Genomic DNA, 24,465 nt, shown 5'->3' on the forward strand with positions numbered 1-24,465 from the left:
AGCGAGCCGAAGCGACGTCCGCGCGCACGTCGTCACGGACGTGCGTCGGCGACGGGATCTTGCGACGTGCTCGCGCCGCTGCGTCGCAAGAGAGCCATGCGCGGCAGCGTGCTGGTCGCGACGACGTCGTAGCCCGCGCGCGTCGCCTCCGTGCTCCACGCGGCGGCGGCGCGCGTCTCGTAGTACGCGGGCGCGAGCAGCAGCCAGTCCGCGGCGCCGCCCTGCTCGCGCGGCCGCGCCACCTCGACCTCGGCGGCGGCGACGTCCGCGTCGCGCAGCAGCCACATCGCCGCCGGCTGGAACCAGAGCGGCACGAGCACGCGCTGCGCGGGACGCACGTCGGGCGCGGCGCGCTCGAGCCAGGGCAGCGCGGTGCGCGCGCCCGCCTCGAAGAGCACCGCGTAGTGCTCGCTGCTGCCGCCGGCGCCGCGCCAGAGCGAGATGGCCGCAACGAGCAGCAGCAGCGCGGTCGCGGCCGGCGCGACGAGCGCGCCACGTTCTTCGTGCGACTGCGCGAGCCCGCGCCCCGCGAGCAACCGACGCGCGCTCACGCGTCCCACGACGGCCGCGCCGATCGCGCACCACGCGACGACGCAGAGCTCGATCGCCCAGAGAAAGCGCGCGAAGAGCAGCGTGTCGGTCGCGACCGCGAGCGCGACGAAGGCGGCGCCGACCGCGAGCGCAGCGGCGCTCCAGAGCCGCATCGGCCACGCGTCGCGCGCCACGAGCGTCGCGCCCAGGCCGACGAGCGCGAGCGGCCACGACCAGCGCAGCATCTCGCCGAACAGATCGGTCGCCGCCCAGCGCGCGAGCCAGCCGACGAGCGGCGGCGGTGCAGTACCGCGCATCTCGGTGTACGCGGCGAGAAAGCCGAACGGCGCCTGCGTGCTGCCGAGCAGCAGCACGTAGCCGCCGAGCGTCGCGACGAATCCGGCCGCCGCTCCGATCACCGGCCAGGCGCGTGCGCGCAGCGACGTCCCCGGCGTCAGCACGAGCGGCAGCGCCGCCGCTGCGGCCGGCGCCTTGACCGCGGTCGCGAGCAGGAGCGCGACGCCCGCGAGCCGCGGCCGCTCCGCGACCCACGCCGCCACCGCGCCCGCGACACCCGCCGCGACCAGCAGGTCGGCGCTCGCGGTCGCGACCAGGATCGTCCACAGCGGGTCGAGCGGCACGAGCAGCGCCGTGCCGACGCCCGCCGCGGCGCCGAACGAGCGCGCGGCGAGCCACGCGAGCGCCGCCCCGAGCAGCCCCGCGACCGCGGCGACCACCACGCCCTCGAGCGGCCCGTCGGCGAGCGGCCCGAGCAGGACCACCGCCGTCACCTTCGGCGCCGGGAAGTACCAGAAGTCCGCGAGCCGCGGCGCACCGGTGCGAAGCGCATGGAAGTAGAGCCAGTTCGCGACCCGGTCGGGCTCGTAGACCAGCCCCGGATGGCGCAGCGACACCGCGAGCGCGCACGCGAAGTGCCCGACGAAGGCCGCGAGCGCGACCCGTCCCGGGATCAGGACGCGACCGGCCGGCTCCATCGAGCCTGACATCGGCAGGCACGCGTCGCTCCGTAAGGCGCACGACGTGCATTGGGTGTGAACGATCCGGCGCCGAACGCCGATAGCCTCCCGGGGACGGTAGGGAACCGATGGCGACGCAAGCGCGCAGCGCCACGCAGGCAAATGGTGCAGAGCTCACCTGGTCCGGAGTCGCCGACGCCGGCGCGAGCTGGCTCGACCGGCACGCGCTCGTCGTGAGCGTGCGGCTGTTCGCCGTCAACCTCGCGCTCAAGCTGCCGCTCGTCGCGGCGCAGAGCATCTGGTTCGACGAGGCGGTGACGCTGCGCAACGCGCACGCGCCGTTCGATCTCGCGTCGAGCCTCGCCGGCGACGCGACCCCGCCGATCTACGCGCTGCTCGTGCAAGCGTGGCTGAGCGTCTTCGGCGTGACCATCGAAGCCGCGCGCACGCTGTCGGTGCTGCTGAGCGCGGCGACCGCCGTGCTGCTGTTCCAGCTCGGACGCCGCTTCATCGACGCGCCGACGGGGCTCTGGGCGGCGCTGCTGCTGACGACGTCGCGCTACCAGCTCTACTACGGGCACGAGGCGCGGCTCTACGCGCTGGTCGGGCTGCTGTGCGTCGCCTCGTTTCACGCGTTGCTTCTCCTGCTCGAGCGTCGCAGCACACGGCGCATCGTCGCGCTCGCGGTGCTCGACACGGCGCTGCTCTACACGCACTACGTCGCCGGGCTGATGTTTCCCGTGCAGTTCGTGGTTGCAGCGTTGCGCGGCGAGGATCGTGTACGCAACGTCGCGACGGTCGTGGCGTGTCAGGCGGTCGCGCTGATCGCCTTCGTCCCCTGCCTGCTCTACGTGCTCTCGGCCTGGCCACCGCCGATGACCGAATGGATCAGAGCGCCAGGTGCGCGCGAGGCGATCGACGTGCTCACCGGCTTCGCCGGCAGCAGCACGCTGCTCGCGATCGACGCGCTGCTGCTCGCGGGCGGTGCGGCGGCGATCGCGGCGTCCACGTCGCGCGCGGGCGGTGGCGCTGCGGTCCGCGGCACTGCGATCCGTGACGTCGCGGGCGGCGGCGTTGCGGACGAGCCCGGCTGGACGACGGCCGCGATGCTCGGCGCGTGGGCGTTCCTGCCGCTCGTGCTCGCCTTCGTCGCCTCGCAGATCGTGGCGGTGTTCCTCGACCGCTACCTGCTCTACACGACGCTCGGCCTCTACCTGCTGCTCGCGTGGGTGCTGATGCGGCTCCCGGTCCGTCCGCTGCTGCGGCACGGCGCCGCGCTCGCGCTGTGCGCGCTGTCGTTGCTCACGGCGTGGCGCGACCCGATCACGCGCACCGACTGGCGCGCGGCGGCGGAGCGCGTGCGCGCCGCGAGTGGTGCCGGCGAGATCGTCGTCGTCGTGCCGCCGTACCAGCTCTTGCCGCTCGCCTACCACGTGTCGCCCGAAGCGTTCGCCGACCGCGAGCGTCTCCCCGAACGTCTGCGCGCGGAGCGCGTGCTCGCGCTCGCGAGCCCGCGCGAGATCGCGACGCTGGCGTCGCACGCGCAGCCTCCCGCGGTGCTGGTCGTGATGACCGACACGAGCGCGGCGCTGCACCCCGAGCTCGCCTCGGTGCTGTCGCAGAGCGGGCTCGAGCGGACGTCGTCCGAGACCTTGCGCGGCCTCGTGCTCGAGCGCTTCGCGCCCCGACGCTGAACACGACGCCGCAATCGCGTCGCGTCAGGTGGTCAGCGCCTTGGCGGCGGGACAGTCGTCGTCGGGGCAGGCGCCGTAGTCGCACAGCCGGCAGACGGTGAGCGCTTGCGCCTCGTCCTCGATCAGCGCGGCGAGCGCCTTCGCGGCGAGGCGTCCGAGCGTCTGCTGCTCGCGCGGGGTGAGCGCCGCGAGCGCGCGACGCAGCGCGGCCTCGCGTCTGCGCAGCACCGTCCGCGCCGCGCTCGCTCCGGCCGGCGTGAGACGCAGGGGGCGCGCCCGGCGGTCCTCGCCGGCGCCGCGCACGACGAGCTTCTGCTCCTCGAGCCGGTCGACCAGCCGCACGCAGCCCGGGTGCGACAGCCGCAGCGGGCGGCGCAGGGCGTCGATCGGCTCGTCGCCGTACTTCGAGAGGTGGACCAGCGCGGCCGCCGCCTGTGATCCGGCACGGCCGTCGACCGCCTCACGAATGCCGTCGCAGATCGCGAGCGCGAACGCGCCGACGATGTTCGCCGCCGTCTCCGGCTTCATGGGAGCGATATATGCGCTACGCACATTTTCGTCAAATACCCTCTTGCGTCGCGTCGTGCGTCGTGATCGATGTATGCGCAGTGCATATTTTACGGAGGGCCGCATGACACGCGCACGAAAGGTGATCGTCAGCTTGGCCGTGGCGCTCGGCGTCGTGATCGTCGCCGGCTTCGCGGCCGTCGCCTGGCTCGGCCGCGAGCGGCCCGAGCACAATCTCGACGCCTCGGGCATCGCGCTCAACGGCTACGATCCGGTGAGCTACTTCCCCGAAGGCGGCGGCCGACCACGGCAGGGTGACGCCGGGATCACCGCGGAGCACGAAGGGCGTCGCTACCGCTTCGTCTCGATCGAGAACCGCGATCGCTTCGTCGCCGACCCCGCGCGCTACGAGCCCGAGTACGGCGGCTGGTGCGCCTACGCAGTGGCGAACGGCTACAAGTTTGAGGTCGATCCGGAGAGCTACATCGTCGCGGACGACCGACTCCTGCTGTTCTACCGCGGCATGCTCGGCGACGCGCGCGCCGAGTTCGAGAAGGAAGGCGTCGATCAGGGGGTGGCGCGCGCCGACGCCAACTGGCCCGCGCTCGCAAGGGAGAACTGAGATGCTGGGCAGCCACTTCGAGATCCGGACGGCGCGGCCCGAGGAGGCGTCGCAAGCGATCGCGCTGCTCCGTCGCCAGCTCGAGTCGCACGACATCGCGCTCGGCGACGACGCGCTCGAGCGCTCGGTGCGCACGCTGACCGAGCGGCCGGAGCTCGGCCGCGTGCTGATCGCGGCCGATGCGGATGGTCAGCTCGCCGGCGTCGCGGTGATGACCTTCCTGTGGACGCTCGAGCACGGCGGCCCGGGCGCGTGGCTCGACGAGCTCTGGGTCGAGCCCGAGCAGCGGCGCCACGGGCTCGGCCGGCGTCTCACCGAGGCGGCGCTCGAGGTGGCGCGGCAGCACGGCGCGGTGGCGCTCGACCTCGAGGTCGAGACCGGCCACGACGCCGCCGAGCGCCTCTACGAGAAGATGGGCTTCGAGCGGCACCGCCGCGTGCGCTGGGTGCGTCGGCTGCGCTAGCCCGGGGCCGCGGCGCGCGTCCGTCCGCCCGCGGCGCCCTCGACGCCTTGCGAAGAGCGGCGCGCCCCGTTCGCCCACCCAACGTGTCCAGGCGGGGCGACGCCCCACGCACGCCACCGTCGCGCAGGGTGGACTTCCGCACGAGCTTGGGCGTTCGTCGATTCCAGAATTTTGTCGATTGCGCGGGCCTGCGTGCGGTGTTGCCGCCACGGCCAGCGCAGGCATCGCGAGTGCTCTGAAGCCCCCTTGGATCGCCGGAGCGCGATCCGAGGAGGCGACGATGCGAGCGAGCACGTTGGGATGCGGTACGGCCATCGCGCTGCTGTTGGCGTCGACGCCGGCGCTGTCGAGCGCGGAGGAGACGTCGAGCGCGCTTCGGCGGCGGGCCTCCTTCGGTCGCTTGGGATGCGTGAGCAGCACCGTCCCGGAACGCTCGCTGGTCGCGGGCTGGGGCGAGCTCGAGGCGTTCCCGAGCACGCTGCTCGCGCCCTGCGGCGGACGCGCGCCGATGACCCTTCACCCCGTCCAGGTGGCGAGCGTCGGCGCGACGCGCGTGCTCGTCGGCTCGGTCGAGGACCGTACGCCGCGGCGCGGCCGCGCCCGCAGGCTCGACGTGAGCTTTCGCATCCCTGCCGAGCACGCGTCGGTCTGGAACCACGCGGCCGCGTTCGCCGCTTTCGACGACTCGGACGACGTCTTTCGCCGCGTCGGCGGCGCGGTCTTCGAGAGCATGCTGACGGTGGAGGTCGTCGATCCCGCGTGCCCCGTCGAGCAGCTTCTCGCGGCGGTGCCGATCCCCGGCGGAATCGCTCCCGAGCGCTGGTACCGGCTGCTCACGGACGTCGAGAGCGGCGCGGACCAGACGCTCGTCCGCGTGGCGCTCTTCGCCCACGAGAGCCGCGCGCAGCTCGCCGCGACGCAGGTCGCCCTGCCATGTCCGCTCCCCTGGGCGGCGTACGCCAAGACCGCGGCCGCGTTCCTCGCCGAGGTCCCGGCGGACAGCGACGCCTCGCCGTGGATGCTGGTCGACGGCTACGCGGCCCATCCGTCGTTGCGCGTACGGTCCGCGGCCGCGCGCAGCAGGCTGCGCTGAGCGATGCGCTAGCCGCGCGCAGCGTCCTCCTTCGCGCCGCGCTCGAGCCCGAAGGCCTTGATCAGGTTGTAGACGTGCGAGCGCGTGATCTCGAGGCGGCGCGCCGTCTCCTGCACGTTCCAGCCGGTTTCCTCGAACGTGCGCTGCAGAAGGTCCGCCTGAAAGCGGCGCGTCGCCTCCTGGAACGTCAAGCGTTCGGCCTCCGTCGCCTGCGCGGCGCTCTGCGCGGCGCCGCGGAAGATGTGCGAGGTCTCGACGGTCAACGACCCGAGCCCGCTCGCGCGGATCACGGCGGCCTCGACCGTGTGCGCGAGCTGGCGCACGTTGCCCGGCCACTCGGCGGCTTGCAGCGCGCGCAGCGCCTGCACCGAGAGCTTCGCGTGCGGCAGACGGTGGCGCGCGCACGCTTCGGCGCAGAAGTGCTCCGCGAGCAAGGGAACGTCATCGCGGCGCTCCGCGAGCGACGGCATGCGGATCAGCACGACGTCGAGCCGGTAGTACAGGTCCTCGCGGAAGCGGTTCGCCTGGACCGCCGCCGCAAGATCCGTATTGCTCGCGGCGATGACGCGCACGTCGGCGCGCTCGGGACGCGAGCTGCCGAGCGGATAGTAGACGCGCGACTGCAGCAGCTGCAGGAGCTTCGCTTGCGCCGCGAGCGACAGCTCACCGATCTCGTCGAGCACGAGCGTGCCGTGCGCGGCGGCGGCGATCTTGCCGTCGATGCGCCGCGACGCCGTCGAGTGCGCGCCGGGCAAGGCGCCGAACAGCTCGCTCTCGACGAGCGCTTCGGGGATCGCCGCGCAGTTGAGCTCGACGAACGGACGCCCGGCGCGGGCGCTGTTGTCGTGGATGACGCGCGCGAGCTGCGTCTTGCCGGTGCCGGATTCGCCGCTCAGCAGCACGTCGACGTCGAGCGGTGCGGCGAGCGCGGCCTCGCGCAGCGCGGTCGCGAGCGCGCGGCTACGCCCGACGACGCCCGAGAGACGCAGGCGGGCGCGCAGCGAGCGCGTCGGGTCCTGCGCCTCACGCGAGAGACGCTTGATGATCAGGCGATCCGCGAACGGGGCGACGTGGCGCGCAAAGGTTTCGACCTCGCTGCGATCCGCCTCGCTGAACGCTCCGGGCTCGAGGCGACGCTGGAGGTAGAGGCAACCGAGCGGTGGATCGCCGATCGGCGCGCACAGCACCGCCTGGATGCGGCCGTGCCGCACGCTCTCGAGGTTGCCGAAGCGGCTGTCGCTGAGCGCGGAGTTGGTGACGACCGTCCGTCCGGTCTGCAGCGCCTCCGCGATGATGCCGCTCGACAGCGCGGCGCGGACGTTCGCGATCTCGTGCTCCGCGAAGCCGTGCGCCGCCCACCACGTGGGCGTTCCGCTCGTCCCCTCCTCGCCGGTCAGCTCGAGGTAGCCCTGGTGCGCTCCGACCAGCGCGGTGACCATGCGCAGCGCTTCGTCCAGGAACGGCTCGAGCTCGTCGCAGGAGCCGAGGTCGAGAAGACGCCGGTAGAGGTTGCGCTCCCGCAGAACGCGACTGTCGGCCGATTCGCCCGTCGGGGAGCTCACCGATCGCCCTCGCGGTGGCGAGTATCACCGTTGCGCGGGTCGCGGCAAGAACAAAGACTGGGGTGCTTGTCGCATTTTCTTGACGCTCGAAGCTCGCGCTGCCGAGAATTTTGGACAGGATCCTCGGCGAAGCGTCCGATTCGCGAACGTTTTCGGCCTTCCCCGGCGCGCTCGAGCGGCCCCTGCCTTGCTCACGCTCCCTGCCGGCTCGGCGACGAGCCGGGAAGGACAAGGCAATGTTTCCATTCATGGCGTTTCCGACTCACCCGGCCGCCCCGGTGCCGCTCCCGATCACGATGGAGGTCTCGGACCTCCTGCCGGTCGGCCCGATCGCCCTCGTGCCGATCGCGTTCGCGATCGTGGCCTGCGTGGTCCTGAGCGTGGCGCGCAAGGCCACGCGGGAGCACGAAGAGATGGCGCGCCTGCGCGGCAAGAACGGCGCTGAGCCTGCCGCCGTGCCGCAAGTGGCGTGACCCCCTGCGCCCGGCCGGGGCGGAAGCCCTCCCGCCCCGGCCCGCGCGGGACCTCCGCTCGCGTCAAGCAGCACGTCAGGCGGCGCGCGAGCACATCAGAAACCAGCGGGCGCTCCTTCCGCAAGCGCCCGCTTCCGCTTCACGTCGGCGGCGCGCGTTACGCGGCGGCGCGCGCCGCGAGGACGGCGTCACCCGCGCCGTCCCCAAACGCAGACCGGCGCGCCGGTTGGTCGGCGCGCCGGTCTTGCGATCCTCGAATCGAGCGGTGAGCGCTCAGCGCTCGGCGAGCGCCGCGTGCGCCGCCGCGAGACGCGCGACCGGCACGCGGTACGGCGAGCACGACACGTAGTCGAGCCCGACCTGGTGGCAGAAGATCACCGACGCGGGATCGCCGCCGTGCTCGCCACAGATGCCGCACTTCAGGTTCGGACGCGTCGCGCGGCCCTCCTTGACGGCGTGCTCCATCAGGAAGCCGACGCCCGTCTGGTCGACCGAGACGAACGGATCGGTCGGGAAGATGTTGCGCTCGACGTACTCCGGCAGGAACTTGCCGGCGTCGTCACGCGACAGGCCGAGCGTCATCTGCGTCAGGTCGTTCGTGCCGAACGAGAAGAACTCGGCCTCGGTCGCGATGTCGCGAGCCGTGATCGCGGCGCGCGGCACCTCGATCATGGTGCCGACGGTGTACGCCACCTTGACCTTGTACTCGTTCATCACCGCACGGGCGACGTCGTCGGTGAGCTCGCGCAGGATCTTGAGCTCGGCGACGGTGCCGACGAGCGGGATCATGATCTCCGGGATCACCTTGACCTTCTCGCGCGTCAGCTCGCAGGCGGCCTCGATGATCGCGCGCACCTGGATCTCGTAGATCTCCGGGAAGGTGATGCCGAGCCGGCAGCCGCGGTGGCCGAGCATCGGGTTGAGCTCGTGCAGGCTCGTCACCTTGTTGCGCAGCTTCTCGACCGAGACGCCGATCTTGGTCGACAGATCTTTGATCTCCGCGTCGGTGTGCGGCAGGAACTCGTGCAGCGGCGGGTCGAGCAGACGCACCGTCACCGGCAGGCCCGCCATGGCGCGGAAGATGCCCTTGAAGTCCTCCTTCTGCATCGGAAGGATCTTCGCGAGCGCGCGCCGGCGTCCCTCGGTGTCGTCGGCGAGGATCATCTCGCGGACCGCGTCGATGCGGTCGCCCTCGAAGAACATGTGCTCGGTGCGGCAGAGCCCGATGCCCTCGGCGCCGAACTGGCGCGCGACGGTCGCGTCGTGCGGCGTGTCGGCATTGGCGCGAACTTTGAGCTTGCGGACCTTGTCGGCCCAGCTCATGAGCTTCTGGAAGTCGCCCGACACCTTGGGCTCGATCGTCGGGACGAGGCCGAGGTAGACCGCGCCGGTCGCGCCGTCGATCGTGATGTCGTCGCCGGCGCGCACGACCTTGTCGCCGACCGTCATCTTGCCGCCCGCGTAGTCGATCGCGAGCGCGTTACAGCCGACGACGCACGGCTTGCCCATGCCGCGGCCGACCACGGCGGCGTGCGAGGTCGCGCCACCGCGCGCGGTGAGGATGCCCTCCGCGGCGTGCATGCCGTGGATGTCCTCCGGCGAGGTCTCGATGCGCACCAGGATCGTCTTCTTGCCCTCGGCCGCGGCGGCCGCCGCCTCGTCGGCCGAGAACACCACCGCGCCCGCGGCCGCGCCCGGCGACGCCGGCAGACCCTTCGCGAGCAGCGTCTTCGGCGCCTTCGGATCGACCTGACGGTGCAGCAGCGTGTCGAGCGACGCCGGGTCGACGCGCGTCACCGCGGTCTCGCGATCGATCAAGCGCTCGTTGACCATGTCGACCGCGATCTTCACCGCCGCGGTCGCGGTGCGCTTCCCGTTGCGCGTCTGCAGCATGTAGAGCTTCTTGCGCTCGATCGTGAACTCGATGTCCTGCATGTCGCGGTAGTGCCGCTCGAGCTTCTCCGCGACCGCGCGCAGCTGCTTGTAGGCCTCCGGCATGACCTCCTCGAGCGAGGGCGCGACGCGCTTGCGCTCCTCCTCGCTCATGCCCTTGGACTCGGCGACCGCGCGCGAGGCCTCGATCGTCACCTTCTGCGGATCGCGGATGCCGGCGACGACGTCCTCACCCTGCGCGTTCACCAGAAACTCGCCGTAGAACTTCTTCTCGCCGGTGGCCGGGTCGCGCGTGAAGGCGACGCCGGTCGCGCAGTCGTCGCCGAGGTTGCCGAACACCATCGCCTGCACGTTGACGGCGGTGCCCCAGTCCGACGGGATGCCGTACAGCTTGCGGTAGGTGATCGCGCGCTGGTTCATCCACGAGCCGAACACCGCGCCGATCGCGCCCCAGAGCTGATCCCACGGATCCTCGGGGAACGGCTTGCCGGTGCGGCGCAGGATCAGGTCCTTGAACTCGGTGACGAGCTCCTTGAGGTCCTCGGTGGTCAGCTCGAGGTCGCCGGTGACGCCGCGCGCACGCTTCTTCTCCTCGAGCACCACCTCGAACGGATCGTGCTCCTTGTCGGACTCGGGCTTCAGGCCGAGCACGACGTCGCCGTACATCTGCACGAAGCGACGGTAGGAGTCGTAGGCGAAGCGCTCGTTGTTCGCCGCTGCGGCGAGCCCCGCGACCGTCTCGTCGTTGAGGCCGAGGTTCAGGATGGTGTCCATCATGCCCGGCATCGACGCGCGCGCTCCGGAGCGCACCGAGACCAGCAGCGGATTCTTCGGATCGCCGAACTTCTTGCCGACGATCTGCTCGACCTTCGCCATCGCCTTGCGGACGTCGTCACGGAGCGACGCCGGGTACTTGCGACCGTTGGCGTAGTAGTAGGTGCAGACCTCGGTCGTGATCGTGAAGCCCGGCGGCACCGGCAGGCCGATCGACGCCATCTCGGCGAGGTTCGCGCCCTTGCCGCCGAGCAGGTTCTTCATGTCGGCGCGGCCGTCGGCGCGACCGCCGCCGAACGAGTAGATCGTCTTGCTGAGTGCGGCAGCCTTGGCGGGCTTCTTCGCGGCGCGCGCCGTCGCCGCCCGCTTGGCCGGCTTCGCGCTCTTCGCGACCTTGGCACGGCTCCCGGCTGGCTTGGCGCCCCGCCCCCGGGGCGTCTTCTTGGCCGCCTTCTGCGCCCGTGCCCTCTTCGTCTCGACTTCCCGCTGCTTCACACGCGCCATGAGCTCTCCTCGGACCTAGAGGTATCCGCGCTTCGTACCACCGCGAATCCCGAGCCGCCATGGCGATTGCGCGGACGAGCGTGAAGACGCGCCGCGGCGCGACCCGGGCCGCTCGCGCTGGACCGCCGGCGCGCGCTGCGCCAATCTGCGGCGCCATGCGCCACCCCCGTTTCTTGCCGCTGCTTCTCCTCGGTGTCGTGCTCGCGCTGCCCGCCGGGGCGGCCGCCCAGACGACGTCGCGCGTGGTCGTCGACACGGGTCGCAGCCTCGGCCCGACGAACCCGAACGTGCTCGGCGTCGGCTGGAACTCGGGCGACCTGTCGCGGATCGCGCCGCTCCGCCCGCCGCTCGTGCGCATCGACTCGCGCCTCGAGTCGACGGTGCCCGCGCCCGGCGTGTTCGAGCTCGGCCGGGTGCTCGATCGCATCCAGCGCGTGCGCGAGGCCGGCGGCGAGCCGCTCGTCATCCTGTACGGTACGCCGCGCTGGCTCAGCGCGGAGCGCGCCGAGCGCTGCGCGCCCAACCCGATCTTCTTCCCCGACGGCTGCAATCCCGTGCTGGTCGCGCCGAGCGACCTCGAGGTGTGGGAGGAGGTGATCCGCCACGTCGTGCGCGAGCTCGCCACCGCACCGACCCCGGCCTACCGCTTCGAGTCGTGGAACGAGCCCGACATCCCGGTCTTCTGGCACGACACGATCGAGGCGTTCTTCGAGACCGCCGCCGCGACCCACCGCGCGGTGCGCGACGTGGCGGCGGAGACCGGGCTGCCGCTCGAGATCGGCGGACCCGGCTCGACGAACGCCGACTTCGTCGTCGAGTACGCCGAGCGGATCCTGCAGCGTGGCCTGCCGCTGCACTTCCTCTCCTGGCACTGGTACGCGAACAACCCGTACCTCGGCCCCGACGGCGCCGAGGGTCTGATCGACCCGGACCTCTACGAAGCGCTCGCCGGCATCAACCCCGATGCGACGCCGGCGGCGTACGGCGAGCAGACGCGACGCGTGCGCGCGGCGATCGCGCCGCTCCTCGCCGGCACCGGTCAGAACCCCGAGCTGCTGATCGACGAGTGGAACCTGTCCGCGGGCGGCCTCGACCGGCGGCACGACTCGAACGAGGGTGCGGCGTTCGTCGCCGGGACGCTGATCGAGATGGAGCGTGCCGGGCTCGACGGCGCCGCGTACTACCGCTCGATCGGCGACCGCGAGGTCGGCGACTGGAGCCTGGTCGCGCCCGACGGCACGAAGAAGCCGACCTGGTGGGTGTTCCACGCGTTCGCGCGCGCGTCGGGCATGCGGCTCGACGTCGCGGGCGACGATCCCGCGAGCGGTCTCTGGGCGCGCGCCAGCCGTCGCGGCCGGCGGGTCGACGTGCTCCTCGCCTCGTTCCGCGCGGTGGGCAACGAGGACCGGCGCGTGACGGTCGAGCTCGAGGGCGGCTGCGTCGCGGACAGCGCGATCGTCGGGCGGATCGACGCGGCGTCGCCCAACTGGAACCGGCGGCGCATCGTGCACGCCGTCGACGGAGCGTTCTCGGTCGAGCTGCCGGCGCAGTCGGTCGCATGGCTGCAGATCGCGTGCGCGCGCGGCGCGGCGGCGGCGCGGCGCTGCGTGCCGGATCGCTCCGTCGGGCTCGCCGGCGGAAAAGTCGTCGACGGCGTGCGTCCGCCGCGTGGCGCCGGCTGCCGCGAGCTGCGCGGCGCGGAACGCTGAGACGCGCAAGCTCGTGAAGCGCGCGGACTTCTCGAGGCGCGCGCGCCGGCCGCGCGCACGCCGGGTCTGGACGACGCCCGGACGCTCGGGATAGCGAAGCCGGATGCTCGCCTCTCGCCCTTCGCTCCTGTTCGCATGCTTGACGGCGCTGGCGCTCGCCGTCGGCGCACCCGGCTGCAGCGACGCGCCCGGCTCGGCTCCGTCCGGCGACCTGCTCTATCCGACGAGCGGCGATCCCGGCGCCGCGGAGTGGCAGCCGGTGCCGCCCGAGCGCGTCGCCGAGGACTGTCGCCTCGATCCGACGATCCTCGCCGAGGCCGATGCGCGGCTCGGCGTCCCCTGGGCGGTCGTGCGCTACGGTCGGCTGTGCCACGAGTTCTACCCCGAGGGCCCGCAGCAGGCCGAGGAGATCACCGAGATCTTCTCGACCACCAAGACGCTCGGCGCCGTCGTGACCGGGATCGTCGCCTGGCAGACGCGCGATCTGCCGCGCACGGGTCGCAAGACGGGTCCGCTCACCGCCGAGGACCGCGTCGACCACTGGCTCGACGAATTCGACTTCAACCCCGACGCGCGCATCGGGCACGTGCTCGGAATGGTCGCGCACAACGACGATCTGAGCTTCGGCGCGAAGCGGTTCCAGTACGACTGGGACGGCAGCGTGCAGATCAATCGTCTCAACGACGTGATCAACACGGTCGTCGCCCAGGATCCCGAGCGCTTCGGCGCCAACGTCGAGGAGGTCACGCAGCGCTTCCTGTTCGGTCCGCTCGGCATGCGTCACTCGCGCTGGTCGAACGGGGCGCCCAACAAGATCTTCGCGTACTCCTGGGCGTCGACGGTGCGCGACATGGCGCGCCTCGGCCTCCTGCTGGTGCACGGCGGCGTCTGGAGCGGCGAGCGCATCCTCGGCGAAGACTGGGTGTACGCCATGACGCACCCGTCGTTCGAGGACGCGAATCCCGGCTACGGATACTTGACGTGGCTCAACTCGCTGACGAACGGCGTCGAGCGCAACATCGAGTGCGCGCCGCTCGCGGTCAACGCGGTCTTCCCGCACGGCCTCTCGGAGGCGACGGACTGCGGCTACGAGGACCAGTCGCTGTGCGAGCAGAAGCACGACGTCGGCGTGTGGAACGCGGCCGGGCTGTTCGGGCACTACATCATCGGGCACCGCGGGCTCGACCTCGTGCTGGTCGCGAAGGACCTCGACCCGGTCGGCGGTCCGGACGATCTGTGGCGGATCTTCCGCCCGGCGCTGATCGCGCTCGATCCCCGGTTCGCGGGGGACGAGGAAGGGTTCTGCGCGGCGTACGCGGCAGCGGAGTACGCGCCGGATCTGCGGTGAGCGGCGCGTGACTGCGTCGAGCGGCGCTGCGGATCGGCGCCGCGCCGTTGCGGATCAGCGCCGCGTCGTCAACGCGCGCGGCGGCGAATCGGCCCCGTGACTTTTCTCCAAGACCGTTCGTCGGCGCGCGCGTAGACCTGCCGCCGAGCATCAGCCGGGCGTGCCGGCGTGACTTCCACGCCGGCGCGTCCGCAACGACGGAGGCAGGAGAATGCAGCCCATCGACCTCGCGACCACCTACGTGCACCTCGACGACGGCCCGACCGCGCGCGCGCTGCGCGTCGGTCCCGACTTCTGGCAGACGATCCACGAGCGCACCGAGCTGCACGCCGGACGCCTCGTCATGATCGCGCGCAACGACGCCGACTGGTCGACGTGGGAAGCGCACCCCGCAGGCGAGGAGATCGTCCACCTGCTGTCGGGCGAGCTCGATCTGATCCTCGAGGAGCCCGAAGGCCCGCGCACCGTGGCGCTACGACCCGGTCAGGCGGTGATCGTGCCGCGCGGCGTGTGGCACCGGGTGGTGGTTCGCACGCCGGGGGACACGCTGCACGTCACGTACGGCGCGGGGACGATGCACCGGCCGGTGTAGGGCGCGCGGCAAGCGTGCGGCGGCTCGTGCTGGCGAAGTCGACGGCCGACTTTGGGCTTGTCCGGATCGTGCCTGCCGCATGGGCGTGTCTCCTGCGCGCGAGACGCGGGCGTACCGCGAGGAGACACGCATGAAGAGAGCCTTTCTGGCGTCCTTGGCGATCGTCGCGTCGCATCGAGCACGGCGGCCGGTGCGACGCTTCAGACCTCGCCGGTGCAGCTCGGCGTCGGTGACGATGCGAAGCGCGTCGACTGCGTGGTGAGCAGCGCGGTCAACCGGCCGCTCGACGTGCTGGTCGAGGTGCTGCAGGAACCGACCGTCCACACGCCGACGACGCTCCAGCTCGTGCCGTTCGGATCCGGGTTCGTCCAGCACGAAGCGGGCCTTTCGATTTCAGTCGTCTGCCCCGACGTAGGACAGACAGGCTCCGGGTGCGTGCAGCCAGCAGTCGGGACCCGCGGGATGCTCGTCCCGCCGCAGGCTGCGCACCCGATCGTAGCCGCCGCGGAAGCACGCTTGCCGCAAGAGGCTGACCGCGTCGGGCGTGCGCGCGCCGGCGCAATGAAAGATCACGACCGACGACGAGAAGCGCGCGGAGAAGCGATCCGCGTGCCGCGCGACGAGCAGCATGTGGCCCGAGCCGAGCTCGAGCCAGGGCTCCGGCAGGTCGACGGTGAGCGGCACGAGGAGCCGCCCGCCGACGCGGAGCTGATCGAGCCAGGTCGGCAGCAGCTCGGCGGCGCCGGCGTTGACGAAGATCGCATCGAAGGGCTCGCCGACGAAGTCGTTGCCGTCGCCCTCGACGACGGTGACGTTCGGCCAGCGGCGGAGATTCTCACGCGCGCGCTTCGCGAGCTCGGGGTCGAGCTCGATCGCCACGACCGCGCCCTCGGCGACCGCCGACGCCGCGATCGCGGTGTAGTACCCGACGCCGCAGCCGACGTGCAGGAGCCGATCGCCCGGGGACAGCTCGAGGTCGTCGAGGCAGCGCAGCACGAACGCCGGCTCGCCGTTGTTGAGGTAGCGGCTCGCGTCCAGGGCGACGAGCACGTTGTCGTAGAGGTGCCGCGGATCGGCGTCGCGCGTGCGCGTGTAGCCGCGCTCGAATTCGTCGAGCCTCAGGATCTTCCAGGGCCCCGGACCGACGAAGTCTTCACGCGGAATGCTCGCCAGCGCGTCGACGAGAGCGGCGGACCGCAGCGCGGACGTGACTCGGATCTTCTCCGCGAACTCGCGGCGGATGCGCTCGAGACGGTCCATGCGTGGCTACCCGACGGCCGGCCGCTCACGTGCGCGCGACACCAGAGGCACCCCGACCACGACGGCCTTCGGAGTCCTGACTGAGCGGAGGCAGGGGAGAGGAGCTCGACGGCTTCACGCTGGACCAGAATTGCCCTTGAAAACTGCGCGACGACGTTGTCTGATGCGCGCACCGTTCGGCCGACCCTAGCGCCTCCGATCGCGCCGCGTCGATGATCGTTTCCGACAAAAGATTGATAGTTCCCGTCATCTTGCCGGACTCATGACGTTTCGGCCTGCCGCCCCGTACTGCTCCGCGCACGAGATCCTGCACTTCGCCCAGTTTGCAGGCGTCGAGAACATCGCCGAGGCGATCGGCGTCGAGCGAGCGATCCTCGAGGACCGAGAGGCGACGCTCCCGATCACCGTCCTCTACGACGCCCTCGAGCTCGCCGCCGAGCGCAGCGGCAAGGCGAACTTCGGGCTCGAGTTCGCGCTCTACTGGATGAAGGTCGCGCAGGACGGGCTCAGCTCGATGCACTTCCTGATCCGCTCGAGCCCGACGCTGCGCGTCGCGTGCGACCGGATCGCGCGCTACCAGCGCTTCTGGAACCCCGGCGAGTGGTACGAAGGGGTCACGGACGGCGACACGTACATCGCGCGCTACCGACCTTGGGGGCCACCGCGCCCGGCCCACGTCCACCAGACCGAGAAGACGGCCGCGCTGATGGCGCTCGTGCCGCGCGGGGTCGATCGCGACGCGATGCCCCTTTCGGTCAAGCTCCCGCACGCCCCGCACGGGGATCCGGAGCTCGTCCGGCGCGTCCTCGGCGTCGATCCGATCTACAACGCGCCGTGGACCGAGATCGTCCTGCCGGCAGCGGTCATGGACAAGCCGATGCCGCACGCGAACCCGGCGCTGTTCAGCTTCCTCGAGCGCTACATGGCCGAGCAGATGGCCCAGCTGCCGGCGGACGAGTCGTACGCCGCGCGCGCGACGGCGGCCGTCAAGCGCCTACTGCACGAGCCCGGCTTCGGCCAGGACCTGGTCGCCCGCGAGCTCGGCTGCGGCGCGCGGACGCTCGCCCGGCGCCTCGCGGACGAGGGCACGAGCCTGCGTCAGATCGTCGAGACGGTGCGCAAGGCGCGCGCGGAGGACTTGCTCGACGGTCGCCGCTCGGTGGGAGAGGTCGCGTTCCTGCTCGGCTACTCCGAGCCCGCAGCCTTCCTGCACGCGTTTCGGCGCTGGCATGGCGTGAGCCCGAGCGCGTGGCTCGAGGCGCGCACGCAGGCCGCGGCGCGAGCGGCGACCGCGGACGGCGTAGACGGGTCGGCGGCGTCGCGGGGCGGGCAGCGTCGGTCGGCGAGGAGCGCGGGCTGAGCTTCGAGCTCGAGGCTGCGTCTCGTAGGAACGCGCCGCCCTCGCGGTGCGCCGCGGCCGGCGACCTTGATAGCTCAGGCTGCCGTCGCCGGCCGCGGTGCTGCGCGCCGGGCAGCTGCTCGTGCTGCTACGAGCTCGAGCAGCCGCCCACCGGACTTCTCGGCTCCTGCGCGCTCAGTATTCCTTCTGGATGCAGTAGAGCGAGACGTTGTTGCGATCGCAGAACTGCAGGAACTTCTCCGTCCACTCGGAGCTGGTGGCGGTGTTCCAACCGATCAAACCATACTCTCCGACGGACGTGTCACTCGTCCAGTTGTTGCAATTCGTGAACTGCCGGTATCCCGCAGGAGAGCTGTCGGTCCAAACCTCTCGCAGCGGCACCTTGGCTCCCCACTCATCGGTGTCGATTGCATGGTTCAGGGTACCGCTGAGTAGCTCCGCGACGCTGCCCGCCACCACCTCGCCAGTCACCAGCTTGAACGGTCCGTCTGCCGGGAGCCGATCCCTCGCGTCCGTATTGTCGTCACTGAGCCAGGCCACGTAGGTTCCGGGGAGCCCGCGCACCGTGGCCACCTGATTGCAGAACTCATCCGCACCGGCGAGTCCGCCGAGGTTCCCATTCGTGACCTTGCTCGTGACGAACACACACCGTCCGCCGACTGAAGAGTCGTCAGGAGAGCCGCAGCTCGGCGCGTTCTTCGTCGCCACCAAGCCCTTTCGAACGGCGCGAACGACGTGGTTTGCATCGCGCGGCTCCGCAATGACCTCGCCAGTCGTCAAGTCGACGAGCAGGTTCTTTTTCGGGTCCTGATCGCTCGTCGACGACCAGGTGGCTGCGCGGCTCCCGAGCAAGGGAGTCGGCCACATCCTGCCGTTCGCAATGAGACTCAGCAGCTCTTCGGCCGTCGGCAGTCGCCAATCGCAATAGTTTGCGAAGCATGCCCCCAGACCACCGTTCAAGTCGTTCAAGGCAACCGTGTATGCGGTTCCATCCGAAGTATACGGCGGGCTGGTCGAGCCGATCGAAAAGGTGCCAGGCGCGGGTGACTGCATCCACTGCAGTCCGGTGGTGAGGTCCGTCGCGGTCCCGTCGCCGTTGTCTTCCCACGTACACCCGGTGCCGCCACAGGTGCTGTCACCGCTGCTCAGGGCATTCTTTACGGCGATCGTCTGAACCACGTGCGTTTGCCGCAAGGTGTTCATGCCTCGGATTGGGTCTACGATCTTGGGCGTGTTCGGGTTCAAGCAGACTCCTACCGTGCCGACCTCGGAGCACACCGATCCCGCTGGACAATCATCATCCGTGCTACAAGTTTTCGCGTTTTCGGGATCTACCCGCCGCGCTTGCTTGACGATCTTGTCCGCGGCTTTCTCGTCGCACTTCCCTTCGGCGCTTTCGAGCGCTGCGGGGTCTTGCTTATTTGCAAACCTGACGAGCGCCGAACTGAGGCAATTGTTGTAGCCTTTCTGGACGTTTAGCGAGTCCCTGATCTGCTGCGCAGGAGTCGGTGGCTTCGGCGCCGCCGCGCTCCGGTCGCTCGTAAGTACGGCCAGTGCAATGATCATGGTCAGCGCCGCTCTAGAGTAGGTCATCACTGCTCTCCTTTCGTCGGACACGGCTTGGAATCAGCCGCACCCTTCCGATCTCGCGCAAGCCGGTATCAACGTGCCCGTGGCGCCGACAATGATCGTAAATGACAAAGTGATGATTTTTTCTGTCAGGACGCGGCAATGCGGTGTCCACGTTACGGCTGCGCGGACGGCTCCAGCCGGACGACGACGCCGACATGTCGTCAGGGCTAAAAGCTCTGACTGATCTCCACCCCGAACGCCCGCGGCGCCTCGTAGTAGCGCGTCGCGCTACCCGTGAGGCGCGCCGACGCGACCGCGGCGGTGTAGTACGCGGTGTCCGTCAGGTTCTTCGCCCAGAACGCGATCCGGCTGCGGTCGTCGTTGAAGTCGTAGGCGAGGCGAAGGTCGACGACGACGTAGCCCGATTGCCGAAGCTGCTCGACCTCGGGGGCGAAGAAGAAGTTGCTGCTGGTGTACGAGACGTCGATGCGTGGCGTGAGCCAGCCGTCGAGCCACGACGGTCCGCCGAACCTCGGGAGCTCGTACGTGTACTGCAGCGCCAGGTGCGTGGTCCACTCGGGGACGAAGGGCAGCGGCTGGCCGGCGCGGTTGATGGTGTCGCCGGTGATCAGGTTCTCGGCGTTCGCGAAGTCGATGAAGCGCGCGTGCGTGTATCCTGCCCCGCCGCTCAGAAGCAGGCCTGGCACCGGGCTCACGCGAAACTCGGTCTCGAAGCCGTAGGCCTTCGAGCGACCGGCGTTGGTGACCAACCCCAGCGTGGGGGTCACGCAGTCGGGGTCGCTGCCCGGAGGACACACGGACTCGTCCTGCACGAGCTGGACCACCTGCTGGTCGGTCCGGTCGAGCAGGAACCAGGCGAAGTCGAGGCTCGCGCGGCCGCCGAAGCCGATCGTCTTCAAGCCCCACTCGTACGAGTTCGCGAACTCCGGACCGAAGGTCTGGCTCTCGAGCTTCGAGCTGGTGCGTCCGCCGCCGTTGACGCCGCCGCCGATGAAGCCCCGCGCGTACGTGAAGTACGGCATCGCCCAGTCGAGGATGCCGGTCGCGTCGAGCCACTCACGCGGCGTCTTGAACGCGACGCTCGCCATCGGCGTCCAGGCGCCCGACGTGCGGCTGTTCGAGAACTCGCTCGGCACGGGATCGAGCGGGTGGAGCTCCTCGGGGATCGTCACGCGATGCGCGAGCGCCTTGCGCTCCTCGGTGTAGCGCAGGCCCGCCGTCAAGCTAAGGTAATCGGTCACGTCGGCCGTCGCCTGGCCGTAGAACGCCCAGTCGCGGTTGTCCACCCGGTTGGTCGTCTCGCTGATGCCGCCGTTCGCCTCGATCAGCGGGTTTCCAGGCAGGAAGCGCAGCGCGTAGACCTCGTCGATGTTCTCCCAGTAGAGGAACACGCCCGACACGAAGGACAGCCGGCCGTCCCAGGCGCGGCCGTTGAGCTGCAGCTCCTGCTGGATCTGCTCCTGGAAGGTCGGCGCGCCGTTGATGTTGCGCGGGTCGCCTCCGGCCGGCGCTCCGCCGGCGTATGCGATGACCAGGACGGGAAACTGCGTCGTGTCGAGGTCGGTCCGGCCGCGGACGATCTGCTCGCGCCAGGATCCGGTGTAGCGCAGACTCAGGTCGAGCGGACCGACCTCACCGAGCCGCCAGTCGAGAACTCCCCAGAGGCCGGAGCTCTCGACGTCCGCGATCGGCGAGCCGACGTCGCTCTCGAAGCGGTACTTCCGCGACCGATCGCACGCCTCCCGGTAACCCGGCGGTAGGAACGCGTTGAACGGGTTGTTGGTCCGTCCGGTTCTCGGGTTGATCTCGGCGCTCTGCGGGATGAAGCGGCACTGCCCGCCGAGGCCCTTGTTGTGGTCGCGCGACCAGGTGCCCGTCAAGTTGAAAGTCAGATTCTCGTGCGGCTCGAAGCGGAGCGCGCCGTAAAAGACGAGCGCGTTGGTGTCCGAGTAGTCCTCCCCGGTCAGGACGTTGGTCGTGTAGCCCGCGTCGTTGAAGCTCGCGAAGGTCAGCCGGGAGTGCAGGCCATCGCCGAGCCAGCCGCGGCCGACCGGGAAGTTGAGCATCGTCCTGGTGTCGATCTCGCCGAAGCTCCCCGTGCGAACGTCGACCGACGCTTCGGTCGCGCGTCGCGGCTTGATGGTCGCGACGTTGATCGCGCCGCCGACGGTGTTCTTGCCGTACAGCGTTCCCTGCGGGCCGCGCAGCACCTCGATCTGCTGGAAGTCGACGACCTCGAGCAGGCTGCCGTAGCCTTGCGGCAGGTAGACGCCGTCGACGTAGGTCGCCACACCCTGGTCGAGATAAGCGAGCGGCAGCGCACCGACGCCGCGGATGAACGGCGAGACGTCCTGTCCAAAGCCCGAGCGCAGGAAGACGAGGTTCGGGACGAGGCCCTGCAGGTCGAGCGTCGTCTCGACCTGTGCCGCGCGCAGCTCGCCCTCCTCGAGAGCCGTGACGGAGAGCGGCGTCTCCTGCCGCAGCTCGTCGCGCCGGCGCGCCGTCACGACGATTTCCTCGAGCAGCACCGCGGTCCGCGGCGTCAAATCCGCGCTCGCGGCGCCCTGCTTCGTCGCCACGGACAGCTGCGCCGCGGCGGTTTGCGGATCGACCGGCTGCGCGACGTCGCCTGCGGTCGTCACCCCGACGGCGGTCAGCGACGTCGGAGTCGATGAAGATGAAGCGGTTGGCGCGGGGCTCGTCTGACGCGCAGCGTCCGTCGCGACGTCATCCGCCCACGCCGCCGTCGGACACGGACGAGCGACGAGGAGCAGGATCGCCGAGAGAAGTCGGACGATCGACCTGCGGCAAGGGCAGCGGACGCGCAACGGATGTCAGATGATCGGATTCCAGGACCTCCGGCGCTCACGCGTGCCGTCGGTGCGGGCCAGAGCGCCGCCCAGATCGCGGCGCCCGGCCGCGGTCTACAAAGGGTGGGCCCCGGCGTCAAGCGCCGTACGCGCGTGCGAGGTGTAGCCGCGGCAGACCGGCCTCGCGAGCAGATTCTGCCGCGTCCAGAAGTCGGCGACCCAGCGCCGTACGCGCCCCGACTGGATTCACCAGGGTCGTCGCATGGTCGCGACGCGCTCGTTTCGGCCTGACACACACACCGGCTGTCGCGCTGCGGACCGCGGCGTGGCCTTCTCTCAGGAGATCGGCCGACGGATTCCCGAACTGCGGGTCGGTGTCGGCGGCGACGCCGTAGGCGCGGGGGTCAGCGTCGGCACCGTGGGTGGCGTCGCCATGGTCGGCTCCGGTGTCGGCGTTTCCACCGGGGTCGGGGCCGGTGTCGGCGGAAGAGGCGGCGCGGGATCGGGACCCACGCCGTCGCACTTGAAGTCGTCGAGGAGGTTCCCGTCCGCCTTCACCGGATAGCAGCGACGAGCGGCGCTATCACGCACGCCGGCGCACGTCAGCTGCACGACGCACACGTAGTCGCCGATCGTCCCGTTGCCGTCGACGTCGTCGTCCGTCTCGAGGGAGCACACGTTGCACTGGTCGACCGGGGCGTTGCCGCAGAACAGCTCGATGTCGTTCTCGGGAACGACCCACTGTCCGCACGCGGCGTCGTTCGCTTCGCCGCAGCTCGCGCACACCGAGCCGTCGTCGCGATCCTCGCCGCAGCCCGACCCGGCGAGCAGGCACGCGAGCGCTCCGCCGGCGATCACGAACGGCGTTCGGCGCAGGGCATCGCGCCAGGAGCTGGTTCTCGTCGGGCTCACGAGACTCACGCGCCGCGGGGCACGTGGCGAGCCCCACGGCGCGTGACCCATAGGAGAAGTCCGGCGAGGCTGTCAAGCAATTTCTTCTGCACGATCGCAATTGCGGCCGTGCGACGGTGGTACTCAGTCGTCCTGGAAGAGCCCTCCGGCGACCCAGTCCTCCGTCGCCGCGGCGGATCGCGACGCACCGCCGCTCACCGAGGAGGACTCCCCGCTCGCCTCGTTCCCTCGTCCGCCGCTGACGCTGGCGTACTTGCCCGTCGCGTAGTTCTGCAGTCCGCCGGAGACCGACGAGCCGTCGCCGTGCGCCACGCTCTGCACACCACCCGAAACGGACGAATCACCGCCGAGGGCGATGTTCTCGACGCCGCCCGAGACCGAAGAATCATCGCCATCGGCGGCGTTCGCCGCGCCGCCGGAGACGGTCGCGCCCCAGCCGCGCGTCACGTTGGAGCTGCCCGCGAGGATCGCGACTGCGGCCCCAGCGTTCGGTTGTTCTCCCCGGCGAGGATGGCGCTCGATGGCGCCATGGAGAAGTTGCCGTACCCCGCGACGATCGAGCCGTAGCTCGTGTACGTGTGCTCGTCGCCGATCACCAGGTTGTGCGAGCCCGTGCGCTGACGATCTCCGAGATCCTCCGCGCCGTTGTAGCCGATGATCACGTTGCCGAGCCCGTTCAGCGGAAAGTGCGTCCCGCCAGCCCCCGAGACGACCTGCAGGTTGGCGCCGGTGACGAGCACCGTCTTGCCGTCGGCGCTGATCTCGATCGGCAGAGCGACCTCCCTCCCCTTGCAGGCCGGCCGAAGCCGCAGGACGCCGTTCTTGGCCTTGCAGATCTGATCCGCCATCGCCGACGGGACGGCGGTCGTGATCGCCGACGCGGCGAAGATCAGCCCGAGCGAGATTGCGAGTCGAGGGTGCGCGAGTCGAAACGTGCTCATCGTGTGCTCCTCCCTGGTCGAGACTGCTTCCGTGCCTTGTCGCGCGCGAGACGCGAGCGCTGGCTGTGTGCGGGCAAGGGGTGGGGTGGTGAGAGGGGTCAAGGGACCGCGGGGCGCTCATAGCGAGCGCGTCGGGCGGTAGGCAACACAGAAATTGCTCGCTCGCGCGCCCATGCGGACTTCGACGCGACGGTTGGCGGGGGCAATCTCGAAGACCTGCCGTCCGTGTTCGCCCCTGGCATTCGCACTTTCTGACGCCAAATCGATATCTTGACTTGTCACGGACGACGTTTCTAGGGGCGACCATCTACAGCAGGAGGGACCGCTGCGCGCCGGCGCGAACCCCAACTACTGCTTGTGGGCGGTAGTGTGGTCGAACGACCTCGAGACGGCGCGGCTGCTGCTCAAGGCCGGCGCGCGTACGGAGCTACGCTTCGATGGCGAGACGCCATTGCTCTACGCTGCGCGTCTCGGCCGAGAGGCTCTGATCCTCGAGCTTGTCGCCTGGAAGGCGAACGTTCGGGTCAAGGACGCAAAGGGCATACGCCGCTCGATCATGCGGCGAAGCGCCGGCTCGGCGACCGCGTCATCGCTGCGCTCGGCGGCACTGACGCTACGCCACGCCGCTCGACTAAGCGCCGCACGCAATACAGCCCTAGCTAGCACCGGATGGCACGCGCCGCCGCTCGACCTCGCCCAAAACGAAAGCGGGCGCGCGACCTTCGCCGCGCGCCCGCCGTACATCAGTCAATCAGCAGCAGCTCAGCTCAGAACTGCGCCTTCCGGTACATCGTCACCACCGCAGCACCACCCAACCCCAGGTTGTGCTGCAGCGCGATCTTCGCGT

20 protein-coding genes are annotated in these 24,465 nt (G+C 70.5%); 10 read left to right on the top strand and 10 right to left on the bottom strand.

The annotated features are described in order from the left end of the window. Positions 1 to 32: 32 nt before the first annotated feature. Positions 33 to 1,538, bottom strand: coding sequence for a hypothetical protein (locus VIS07_07685; protein HEY8515378.1), 1,506 nt, complete (start codon positions 1,536 to 1,538; stop codon positions 33 to 35). Positions 1,539 to 1,636: 98 nt separating this feature from the next. Between VIS07_07685 and VIS07_07690 the strand changes: the two genes are divergently transcribed. Next, the gene (locus tag VIS07_07690; protein ID HEY8515379.1) at positions 1,637 to 3,202 is read left to right on the top strand and encodes a glycosyltransferase family 39 protein; all 1,566 of its coding nucleotides are present in this window, start codon (positions 1,637 to 1,639) and stop codon (positions 3,200 to 3,202) included. Positions 3,203 to 3,226: 24 nt separating this feature from the next. Here VIS07_07690 and VIS07_07695 read toward each other — a convergent pair whose 3' ends face one another. Then, a complete protein-coding gene (locus tag VIS07_07695) occupies positions 3,227 to 3,730 on the bottom strand; it encodes a helix-turn-helix domain-containing protein (GenBank protein HEY8515380.1) in 504 nt (167 codons plus the stop codon). A 103-nt stretch (positions 3,731 to 3,833) separates the two neighbouring features. On the opposite strand from VIS07_07695, the gene VIS07_07700 reads away from it, so the two are divergent. From VIS07_07700 to VIS07_07710, 3 genes are all read left to right on the top strand, one after another. Beyond that, entirely contained in the window at positions 3,834 to 4,331 is a 498-nt protein-coding gene (locus VIS07_07700) for a YHS domain-containing (seleno)protein (GenBank protein HEY8515381.1), read from the top strand. Between the two features lies 1 nt (position 4,332). Then, positions 4,333 to 4,794, top strand: coding sequence for a GNAT family N-acetyltransferase (locus tag VIS07_07705; protein ID HEY8515382.1), 462 nt, complete (start codon positions 4,333 to 4,335; stop codon positions 4,792 to 4,794). 409 nt (positions 4,795 to 5,203) lie between these two features. Continuing rightward, positions 5,204 to 5,887: a hypothetical protein gene (locus VIS07_07710; protein HEY8515383.1), complete on the top strand. Its 684-nt coding sequence runs from the start codon at positions 5,204 to 5,206 to the stop codon at positions 5,885 to 5,887. Between the two features lie 8 nt (positions 5,888 to 5,895). On the opposite strand, the gene VIS07_07715 is transcribed toward VIS07_07710, so the two are convergent. Then, positions 5,896 to 7,449: a sigma-54-dependent Fis family transcriptional regulator gene (locus tag VIS07_07715; protein HEY8515384.1), complete on the bottom strand. Its 1,554-nt coding sequence runs from the start codon at positions 7,447 to 7,449 to the stop codon at positions 5,896 to 5,898. Between the two features lie 278 nt (positions 7,450 to 7,727). Between VIS07_07715 and VIS07_07720 the strand changes: the two genes are divergently transcribed. Continuing rightward, the gene (locus tag VIS07_07720) at positions 7,728 to 7,922 is read left to right on the top strand and encodes a hypothetical protein (protein HEY8515385.1); all 195 of its coding nucleotides are present in this window, start codon (positions 7,728 to 7,730) and stop codon (positions 7,920 to 7,922) included. Between the two features lie 273 nt (positions 7,923 to 8,195). Here VIS07_07720 and ppdK read toward each other — a convergent pair whose 3' ends face one another. Then, on the bottom strand, positions 8,196 to 11,093 hold the full coding sequence (gene ppdK, locus VIS07_07725; protein HEY8515386.1) for a pyruvate, phosphate dikinase: 2,898 nt from the start codon (positions 11,091 to 11,093) through the stop codon (positions 8,196 to 8,198). A gap of 155 nt (positions 11,094 to 11,248) precedes the next feature. Between ppdK and VIS07_07730 the strand changes: the two genes are divergently transcribed. The 3 genes from VIS07_07730 to VIS07_07740 all read left to right on the top strand — a co-directional run bounded on the left by VIS07_07730 (position 11,249) and on the right by VIS07_07740 (position 14,742). After that, entirely contained in the window at positions 11,249 to 12,802 is a 1,554-nt protein-coding gene (locus VIS07_07730) for a hypothetical protein (protein ID HEY8515387.1), read from the top strand. A 103-nt stretch (positions 12,803 to 12,905) separates the two neighbouring features. Then, positions 12,906 to 14,150 (top strand): hypothetical protein, encoded by a 1,245-nt coding sequence (locus VIS07_07735; protein ID HEY8515388.1) that lies wholly within the window; start codon positions 12,906 to 12,908, stop codon positions 14,148 to 14,150. Positions 14,151 to 14,361: 211 nt separating this feature from the next. Next, positions 14,362 to 14,742 carry a cupin domain-containing protein gene (locus VIS07_07740; GenBank protein HEY8515389.1) on the top strand — a complete coding sequence of 127 codons (381 nt, stop codon included), beginning with the start codon at positions 14,362 to 14,364 and terminating at the stop codon, positions 14,740 to 14,742. A 393-nt stretch (positions 14,743 to 15,135) separates the two neighbouring features. Here the strand turns inward: VIS07_07740 and VIS07_07745 are convergent, their stop codons facing one another. Then, entirely contained in the window at positions 15,136 to 16,002 is an 867-nt protein-coding gene (locus VIS07_07745) for a methyltransferase domain-containing protein (protein HEY8515390.1), read from the bottom strand. A gap of 262 nt (positions 16,003 to 16,264) precedes the next feature. Between VIS07_07745 and VIS07_07750 the strand changes: the two genes are divergently transcribed. Next, the gene (locus VIS07_07750) at positions 16,265 to 17,362 is read left to right on the top strand and encodes an AraC family transcriptional regulator ligand-binding domain-containing protein (protein ID HEY8515391.1); all 1,098 of its coding nucleotides are present in this window, start codon (positions 16,265 to 16,267) and stop codon (positions 17,360 to 17,362) included. 174 nt (positions 17,363 to 17,536) lie between these two features. On the opposite strand, the gene VIS07_07755 is transcribed toward VIS07_07750, so the two are convergent. From VIS07_07755 to VIS07_07775, 5 genes are all read right to left on the bottom strand, one after another. Beyond that, positions 17,537 to 18,955 (bottom strand): DUF1566 domain-containing protein, encoded by a 1,419-nt coding sequence (locus VIS07_07755; GenBank protein ID HEY8515392.1) that lies wholly within the window; start codon positions 18,953 to 18,955, stop codon positions 17,537 to 17,539. Positions 18,956 to 19,161: 206 nt separating this feature from the next. Beyond that, positions 19,162 to 21,597 carry a TonB-dependent receptor gene (locus VIS07_07760; protein ID HEY8515393.1) on the bottom strand — a complete coding sequence of 812 codons (2,436 nt, stop codon included), beginning with the start codon at positions 21,595 to 21,597 and terminating at the stop codon, positions 19,162 to 19,164. Positions 21,598 to 22,101: 504 nt separating this feature from the next. Next, positions 22,102 to 22,623, bottom strand: a complete 522-nt coding sequence (locus VIS07_07765; protein ID HEY8515394.1) for a hypothetical protein — start codon at positions 22,621 to 22,623, stop codon at positions 22,102 to 22,104. A 177-nt stretch (positions 22,624 to 22,800) separates the two neighbouring features. After that, on the bottom strand, positions 22,801 to 23,124 hold the full coding sequence (locus tag VIS07_07770) for a hypothetical protein (protein ID HEY8515395.1): 324 nt from the start codon (positions 23,122 to 23,124) through the stop codon (positions 22,801 to 22,803). Further along, positions 23,121 to 23,618 (bottom strand): hypothetical protein, encoded by a 498-nt coding sequence (locus VIS07_07775; protein ID HEY8515396.1) that lies wholly within the window; start codon positions 23,616 to 23,618, stop codon positions 23,121 to 23,123. Before VIS07_07775 ends, VIS07_07770 begins: the two co-directional genes overlap by 4 nt. A gap of 367 nt (positions 23,619 to 23,985) precedes the next feature. Here VIS07_07775 and VIS07_07780 point away from each other — a divergent pair. Further along, the coding region (locus VIS07_07780; GenBank protein ID HEY8515397.1) for a hypothetical protein at positions 23,986 to 24,465 on the top strand (480 nt) is incomplete at its 3' end.

The sequence above is a fragment of the Candidatus Binatia bacterium genome, from assembly GCA_036563615.1.
Taxonomy (GTDB): domain Bacteria; phylum Desulfobacterota; class Binatia; order UBA12015; family UBA12015; genus DATCMB01.